The organism is Micromonospora sp. NPDC000207, assembly GCF_040300925.1.
GTDB lineage: Bacteria > Actinomycetota > Actinomycetes > Mycobacteriales > Micromonosporaceae > Micromonospora.
Window position 1 is genome coordinate 1 of the sequence record NZ_JBEPEQ010000174.1, and the last position, 7,693, is coordinate 7,693.

At 75.4% G+C, this 7,693-nt stretch carries 5 protein-coding genes; 2 read left to right on the forward strand and 3 right to left on the reverse strand.

The window, feature by feature from the left end:
• Together ABT336_RS26005 and ABT336_RS26010 are read left to right on the forward strand one after the other, a co-directional pair.
• Positions 1-1,718, forward strand: a 1,718-nt coding sequence (locus ABT336_RS26005; RefSeq protein ID WP_350900014.1) for an ABC transporter ATP-binding protein, incomplete at its 5' end; no start/stop codon positions are given.
• Entirely contained in the window at positions 1,715-3,505 is a 1,791-nt protein-coding gene (locus ABT336_RS26010; protein WP_350900016.1) for an ATP-binding cassette domain-containing protein, read from the forward strand. The genes ABT336_RS26005 and ABT336_RS26010, both read left to right, overlap by 4 nt.
• On the opposite strand, the gene ABT336_RS26015 is transcribed toward ABT336_RS26010, so the two are convergent.
• The 3 genes from ABT336_RS26015 to ABT336_RS26025 all read right to left on the reverse strand — a co-directional run bounded on the left by ABT336_RS26015 (position 3,445) and on the right by ABT336_RS26025 (position 7,246).
• Positions 3,445-5,841 carry a glycoside hydrolase family 95 protein gene (locus tag ABT336_RS26015; RefSeq protein ID WP_350900018.1) on the reverse strand — a complete coding sequence of 799 codons (2,397 nt, stop codon included), beginning with the start codon at positions 5,839-5,841 and terminating at the stop codon, positions 3,445-3,447. The genes ABT336_RS26010 and ABT336_RS26015 overlap by 61 nt on opposite strands.
• 81 nt (positions 5,842-5,922) lie before the next feature.
• Complete coding sequence (locus ABT336_RS26020; RefSeq protein ID WP_350900020.1) at positions 5,923-6,504, reverse strand: response regulator transcription factor; 582 nt, start codon at positions 6,502-6,504, stop codon at positions 5,923-5,925.
• A 130-nt stretch (positions 6,505-6,634) separates the two neighbouring features.
• A complete protein-coding gene (locus ABT336_RS26025) occupies positions 6,635-7,246 on the reverse strand; it encodes a response regulator transcription factor (RefSeq protein WP_350900022.1) in 612 nt (203 codons plus the stop codon).
• Positions 7,247-7,693: the final 447 nt, after the last annotated feature.

Below are 7,693 nucleotides of genomic sequence, written 5' to 3' on the forward strand. Positions count from 1 at the left end.
CCGCCCGGCCCGACCACCGGCTGCGCTGGGCGGTCCGCGCCGGTGGCGGCTGGACCGTCGGGTTGGCGGTGGTCGCCCTGACCGGGGCGGTCGCCGAACTGCTGCTGCCGGCCGCGCTCGGCCTGGCAGTGGACGCCGCCCTCGACGGCGGCGTCGGTTGGTGGCCGGTGGCCGTCTGTGGGCTGGTGGTCGTCCTGATCGGCACCGACACCCTGGGCGACCTCACCGGCGGGTACGCCACCGCCCGGGCCACCGCCCGGATCCGCACCCGTCTGCTGCACCACCTTTTCCACCTCGACGTCCGTCAGGTCCGCAGGCACCAGGTCGGCGACCTGGTCGGCCGCCTCGTCGGGCAGGCAGCCGACACCGGCGGGGCGGGGGTCGCCGTGGTGCTGGCGGGGGTGGCCCTGCTGCCCCCGGTGGGCAGTGTCGTCGCGTTGACGCTGATCGAACCGGTGCTGGGACTGACCCTGCTGGCCGGCCTCGCCGTGATGGCGGTGCTGATGCGGACCTTCGTCACCGACGCCAGCGCCGTCGTCGGGGCGTACCAGCGGACCCTGGGGGTGATCGCCGGTCGGTTGGTGGAGGCCGGGGCCGGGGCCCGTACCGTCGCCGCCGCCGCGACCACCGACCGGGAGGTCGACCGGGCCCTGGACAGCCTGCCGCAGCTGCGCGGACACGGCCAGGAGAGCTGGCGGCTGCTGGCCCGTGCCGCGACCCGGACCGCCACCGTCGCCCCGCTGCTGAACCTGACAGTCGTCGCGGTCGGCGGGTACGCCCTGACCGCCGCCTGGCTCACTCCCGGCGAACTGGTCGCCGCGGTCCGTTACGCCGCCCTCGGTGCCGGCCTCGGCACCGTCCTGGCCGGGATGAACAGGCTGGTCCGGGCCCGGGCCGGAGCCGGACGGGTGGCCGAGGTCCTCGCCGAACCGCCCCCCGGGGACGGTGGCGCGGCCCTGCCACCCGGGCGGGGCACGCTCCGACTGGCGGGGGTGGGGGTACTGGCTGCCGACGGTCGACCGATCCTGCACGGGGTGGACCTGACTGTCGCCGCCGGCACCACCGTCGCCGTGGTGGGACCGTCGGGTGCGGGCAAGTCGACCCTCGCCGCCGTGGCGGGTCGGCTGTACGACCCGGACACCGGTGAGGTGTCCCTCGACGGGGTGCCGCTGCCCCGGCTCGACCACGAGGCGCTACGCGCCGCCGTCGGGTACGCCTTCGACCGGCCGGTGCTGGTCGGGGCCACCGTCCACGAGGCGATCGGACTGGCGTTACCCGCTCCGTCGGCAGTGGCCCCGGACGGTGCCGGACCGGCCAGCGCGCCGGTGTCGAAGGCGGCCCGGGACGCCGCCGTGGCCGACTGCGTCGCCCGACTTCCCGACGGGTTCCGTACCCGCACCGACGAGGCCCCGTTCTCCGGCGGTGAGGCGCAGCGGCTGGGCCTGGCCAGGGCGTTCGCCGCCGAACGGTTACTCATCCTGGACGACGCCACGTCGAGCCTGGACACCGCCACCGAGCACCGGGTCACGCAGGCGTTGACCGCCGGGGCGGGTGGGCGTACCCGACTGATCGTCACCCACCGGGCCGCCACCGCGGCGGCGGCGGACGTGGTGGCCTGGCTGGACGGCGGGCGGTTGCGCGGTCTCGGACCGCACCGGCGGCTGTGGTCCGACCCGGCCTACCGGGCGGTGTTCGGCGGCGACGGGGACCGGCTGTGAGCGGCCCGGCCGGGGTGGGAGTGGTGACGTGGCGGGCGTTGCGCGACCGACGCCGCGCCCTCGCCGGGCTGGCCGGCTGGTCGGCGCTGGAGGCGCTCCCGGCACTGCTCACCGGCTACCTGTTGGCCCGGGCGGTGGATGAGGGCTTCCTCGCCGGTCGGCCGGGCACCGGGTTGTCCTGGCTCGGCGCGGCGGCGGTGGCGGTCCTGGTCGGCGCGGCGGCCACCGGCCGGGTCCACAGCCGCCTCGGCGCAGTCGTCGAGCCGTTCCGCGACGAGCTGGTAGCCCGGGTGGTGCGGGCGACCCTGGCCACGGCGACCCGGACCGCCGCCCCGCCGGACAGTGCGGCGGTGGCCCGGTTGACCCACCAGGTGGAGGTGGTGCGGGACACCTTCGGCGGGCTGCTGATGGTGGTCCGGGGGTTCCTCTTCGCCGGGGGTGCGGCCCTGTTGGGGCTGCTGGCGTTGGCACCGGTGGTGGCGGCCCTGGTCGCGGTCCCGCTCGGCGCCGGCCTCGTCGTGTTCGCGGTGACCCTCCCGGCGATGGTCCGCCACCAGGGCCGCTACGTGCGCGCCGGGGAGGCGCTGGGCCGGTCGGCGGCGACCGTCCTGGCCGGGCACCGGGACGTCCTGGCCTGCGGGGCCCGCGACCGGGTGGTGTCCGGGGTCGGTCGGGAGGTGGCCGCCCAGGCCGCCGCCGAACGCACCCTGGCCCGGATGACGGCGCTGCGCAGCGTCAGTCTCGGCGTCGGTGGGTGGCTGCCCCTGGCGGTGCTGCTGTTGGCCGCGCCGTGGCTTGTCGAACGGGGGCTCACCGCCGGGGAGGTGCTCGGTGCCCTGGTGTACGTCGGGACCGGCCTGCAACCGGCCCTGCACGCCCTGGTCCAGGGGGTGGGCGGCGGGGGTCTGCGTTACGTGGTGACCCTGGACCGGATCCTGCGCACCAGCGTCGCCCCGGAGTCGGCACCGCCCCCGCCGTCCACGGCCCTCACCCCGCCGCCCCCCGGGTCGGGCGGGTCGGCGTCCGTCACCGCCACGCCGGCGGGGGCCGGGGTCGCGGCCCGGCTGCACCGGGTGTCGTTCCGCCACGGAGCGGGGGCCCGGCCGGTCCTGGTGGACTTCTCGCTGACCCTGCCCGAGGGCGACCACCTGGCCGTGGTCGGACCGAGCGGGGTGGGCAAGTCCACCCTGGCGGCCCTGCTGTCGGGGCTGGTGGACCCGCAGACCGGGACGGTGGAGGTGGCCGGTGCGCCGGTACGGGGCACACCGCCGCCGGTGCTGGCGAGGCGGCGGGTCCTGGTCCCGCAGGAGGCGTACGTCTTCACCGGCACCCTCGCCGACAACGTGCGCTACCTGCGGCCGGACGCCGACGACGAGGCGGTACTCGTCGCGCTGGACGCGGTCGGGGCGGCCCCGGTCACCGCCCGGCTGGGCGGGCCCTCCGGTCCGGTCGACCCGGCCCGGCTCTCCGCCGGGGAGCGGCAACTCGTCGCGGCGGCCCGCGCCTGGCTGGCCCCCGCTCCCCTGGTGATCCTGGACGAGGCGACCTGCCACCTGGACCCGGCCGTCGAGGCGGTGGTGGAGGCCGCGTTCGCCGACCGCCCCGGGACCCTGGTGGTGGTGGCCCACCGGATCAGTTCCGCACTGCGGGCCCGCCGGGTGTTGCTGCTCGACGGCGACCGACCGGTGCTCGGCGCACACGCCGACCTGCTGTCGGTGTCACCGACCTACAGTGACCTGGTCTCCCACTGGACCGGTCGGCCCGACCCGGTCGAGGTGAGCAGGTAGCGCTCACCGGCGACGGCGTCGATCCGCAGCAGTGCCCCGTCGGCGGCGGCGGGTCGGACCGTGCCGTCCGGGCCGGTCACAGTGGCAGTGGGCAGGCCCCGCACCACTATCGGGCCGGTCCGCCCGGCGTGCAGGGTGACCGTGGTCGGCCGGTGGTCGGCCCAGACCAGGTCGACTGTCACGTCACCCCGGGCGCGCAGCCCGCTGACCGACCCGTGCGGCCAGCAGGCGGGCAGGGCGGGCAGGATGTGGACCGCCCGGTGGTGGCTCTGCACCAGCATCTCCGCCACCCCGGCGGTCGCGCCCAGGTTGCCGTCGATCTGGAACGGCGGGTGGGTGTCCCAGAGGTTGTCCAGGGTGCTCCCGGCGAGCAGCTCGGCGAGCATCAGGTGGGCGTGGTCGCCGTCGCGCAGCCGTGCCCAGAAGTTGATCTTCCAGGCCCGACTCCACCCGGTTCCCCCGTCACCCCGGGCCCGTAACGCCCTGCGGGCCGCCGCGACCAGCTCCGGATCCCGGTCCGGGTCGAGGTGGTCGGCCGGGTGCAGCGCGTACAGGTGCGACACGTGTCGGTGGGTGTCGTCGGGGTCGTCGGCGTCGTGCTTCCACTCCTGCAACTGCCCCCAGGACCCCACCCGCAGCCCGGTGTCGAGTCGGTCCAGGGCCGCGTCGAGGGCCGCCGTGAACTCGTCGTCGACCCCGACCAGCCGGGCCGCCTGCCGGGCGTTGCCGAACAGGTCCCGCACGATCTGCTGGGACATCGCCGCCCCGGCGGTGAACGGGCCGTGCTCGGGCGAGTAGCTCGGGTTGACCACCAGCGCACCGTCGCGGGGATCGGTGACCAGGACGTCGAGCCAGAACCGGGCCAGTGAACGCAGCAACGGCCAGGCCCGCTCCCGCAGGAAGTCCTCGTCACCGGTGAACAGCCAGTGCTCCCAGTGGTGCCGGGCCAGCCAGGCCCCGGCCTCGGGGAACCAGAAGGCGGTAGCCCAGTCGTGCACCCCGGTGTAGCCGTACGGGGTGGTCTCGTTGTGCACCACCCAGCCCGGGGCGTCGTACAACCGGCGGGCGGTCCGCTCCCCCGGGGCGACAAGCCCCTCGACGTAGTCGAACAGGGGGGTGGCGGTCTCGGTCAGGTTCGTGGTCTCGGCCGCCCAGTAGTTCATCTGGAGGTTGACGTTGACGTGGTAGTCCCCCGCCCACGGGGGCGCCGTCGAGTCGTTCCAGACCCCCTGCAGGTTCGCCGGCAGGGAACCGGCCCGGGAGGAGGCGATCAGCAGGTACCTGCCGTACTGGAAGTGCAGGGCCTCCAGGGCGCGCCGTTGGGCCGGGCCGGCGACCCCGGCGCGGTAGCGGTGCAGCAGCTCGTCGGTGGGCACCTCGGGTGCGGCCTGTCCGAGGTGCAGACGTACCCGGTCGAAGAGTCCACCGTGGTCGGCGACGTGCCGGACGCGCAGCTCGGCGTCCCCCCGGGCTACCGCCGCGTCGACCCGGGCACCGACCCCGGGGTGCGGGTCGTCCCCCCGGTAGTCCGGGAAGGTCGGCGCGTAGTCGGTGCCGGCGGCCAGGATCAGCAGCACCGCGTCGGCACCCCGGACCGTCACCGTCCCGTCGGGGCCGTCGGTCCGGGTCCCGCCGTCGGCGAGCACCTGGACCTGCGCCTCGTAGCGCAGCCCGTTGTCGGTGAGCCGCCCCGAGCAGGTGATCCGCCCGTCGCCGGCCGTCGTCCGCCCGGTGCGGTTGTCGGGGGTGGCGAGCCTGACGACGCAGTCGACCCGGCCGGGGGTGTCGGCGGCGAACCGGGCCACGACGACCTGGTCGGGGTGGCTGGCGAAGAACTCCCTGGTGTGCCGCACCCCGGCGCTGGTGTAGCCGACCCCGGCGATCGCGTCGGCGAGGTCGAGCCACCGGCGGTAGTCCCCCACCCCGACCACCGCCAGGCCCTCGACGAGCAGGTCACCGAAGCTCTGGTACGCCCCGAAGCCGGTGCGGGGCCCGCCGAGTTCGCCGGCCACCCACTCCGGATCGGCCTGCCCGTCGCTGTCGATGCGCTCCCGTACCCGGGTGAGCGCCCGGGGGCGGTCCCGGGGCCAGTTGCCGCTGTCGTAGCCGCCGTCGGGGAGGTCGGCGGAGCCGGGGCCGCCGGTCCACAGGGTCTTCTCGTTGAACTGGAGGCGCTCGGTACCGAGCCCGCCGAACACGCACGCGCCCATCGCACCGTTGCCGATCGGCAGTGAACCCGTCTCCCAGTCGGCCGCCGGTGTGGTGTACCAGAGGGTCGGGGGGACGACCGGATCCGTGTCGTCCGGACCGGATCGGGGTACGCGGTGCTCGCTCATGCGTCGTCCTGGGGGCCGGGGCGGGATCGCTTCGTCCGCTGTGGAGGGTACGCCCCCCGCGTCCGGTTCGTGACGTCCCGTTCAGATCCACCCCGCCTCGCGGGCCATCCGCACGGCCTCCACCCGGGTCCGCGCGCCACACTTGCCGACCGCCCGGCTGAGATGGTTGCGGACGGTCCCCGGGGACAGGAACAGTGACCTGGCGATCTCGGGGACCGGATGTCCGGCGGCGGTCATCGCCAGGATCTCGGCCTCCCGGGGGCTCAACGGCCCGGGCTCGGCCAGGGCGGCGACGACGAGGTCGGCGTCGACCACCGGCTCGCCCCGGGCGAGTCGCCGCACCCCGTCGACGATGGCCTGTGGGGCCACTCCCGTGCCGAGGATCCCGACGGTACGCCCCCGGGCCAGCAGGTCGCAGGCCTGCCGGGCTCGACGGGGCTCGGCCAGCAGGAGGACCGGACATCCACCGACCGGGGTGGCGTCCGCGTCGAGCAGGCCGACGTCGACGACGGCCACGTCCGGGCGATGCTCGCACAGCCCGGGGTGGACGGGGTCCCCGGAGTCCAGTGCGGCCACCACCCGGATGTCGTGCTGCGCGTCGAGGACGAGGGCCAGCGCGCCGCGGACCAGGGTGCCGTCCAGCGCGAGAAGGGTGCGTATCACGGTGGCCTTTCACGGGTACGCGCCGGTGGTGTCGTCACCGGCGTCCGAGGGGTCGCACCAGGGTCGTCACCATTGCAGCACGACCCGGGGCCGACCGCTCGGTGAGCGGAAGTACCGGTGAACGGGCAGGTCACAGCCAGCCGTCACGTTGTGCTCGACGGATCGCCTCCACCCGGTTGCGGGTCCCGGTCTTGTGCAGGATCGCGGAGAGGTGGTTACGGACGGTGCCGTGCGCCAGAAAGAGGCGTTCGGCCGCCTCCTTCAGCGGCACCCCTTCCGCGACCATCCGCAACACCTCGAGTTCCCGCCGGGTCAGCGGGCAGGCGGCGGGGCGCAGGGCGGCCACGGCGGCGCGTGGATCGATGACCCGCTCCCCCGCCGCCGACGTACGCACCATCTGGACCAGTTCGTCGACCGGCCCGTCCTTGCCCAGGAAACCCCGTACCCCGGCGGCGACGGCGGCCCTGAGCAGGGCGGGATTCCATCGGGTGGACAGTGCCAGCACCGCCGCACCGGACGCCGCCCGCCCCAGGTCGGCGATCTCCGCCACGCCCTGCGGCGAGGTCTCCGGGGGCAGGCCGAGCACCACCACGTCGGGGCAGGCCCGCCCCACCACCTCGGCCAATCCGGCCACATCGGACGCCTCGGCGACCACCTCGATGTCCGGCTGGCGGGACAACGCGGCGCTGAGCGCCCCCCGCAGCAGCCCCATCCCCTCCACGACGACGACGCGGATGGCCACTGACCCTCCCATCCGGGCGGTCGAGGCGAAGGCCACGGCCCGGGCGAAACACGGCGGGCCGCTGATGATCGGCCCAGGGCAAAAAGCCCGCACATCGTATCCGCGTAACATCCTGGTAGCACAGAGTAAACATCCCGACAGGACTACCTCGACCCGGCCGTCACCAGCACCGGCAACCCTCGTCCACCCACCGGCGAGGGTCCGGCGAGGGGCGGGGCGGCCGGAGAGCCGGTACGATCCCGGCCCGCAGCGTCCCGCAGCGTCCGGTGTTTCCCGTGCGTCCCGCAGCGTCCCGTGCGTCCTGTGCAGCCCGTGCCGAGGGCGCCCGCCGCCTCCGACGTCGACCACCGGTGCCCCACACGACGAACGGCGGCGACGGTGCGCGGATCGCACGCCGTCGCCGCCGGGTCGGTCAGGTCTCCCGCGCCGCCCGCAGGGGATCAGGAG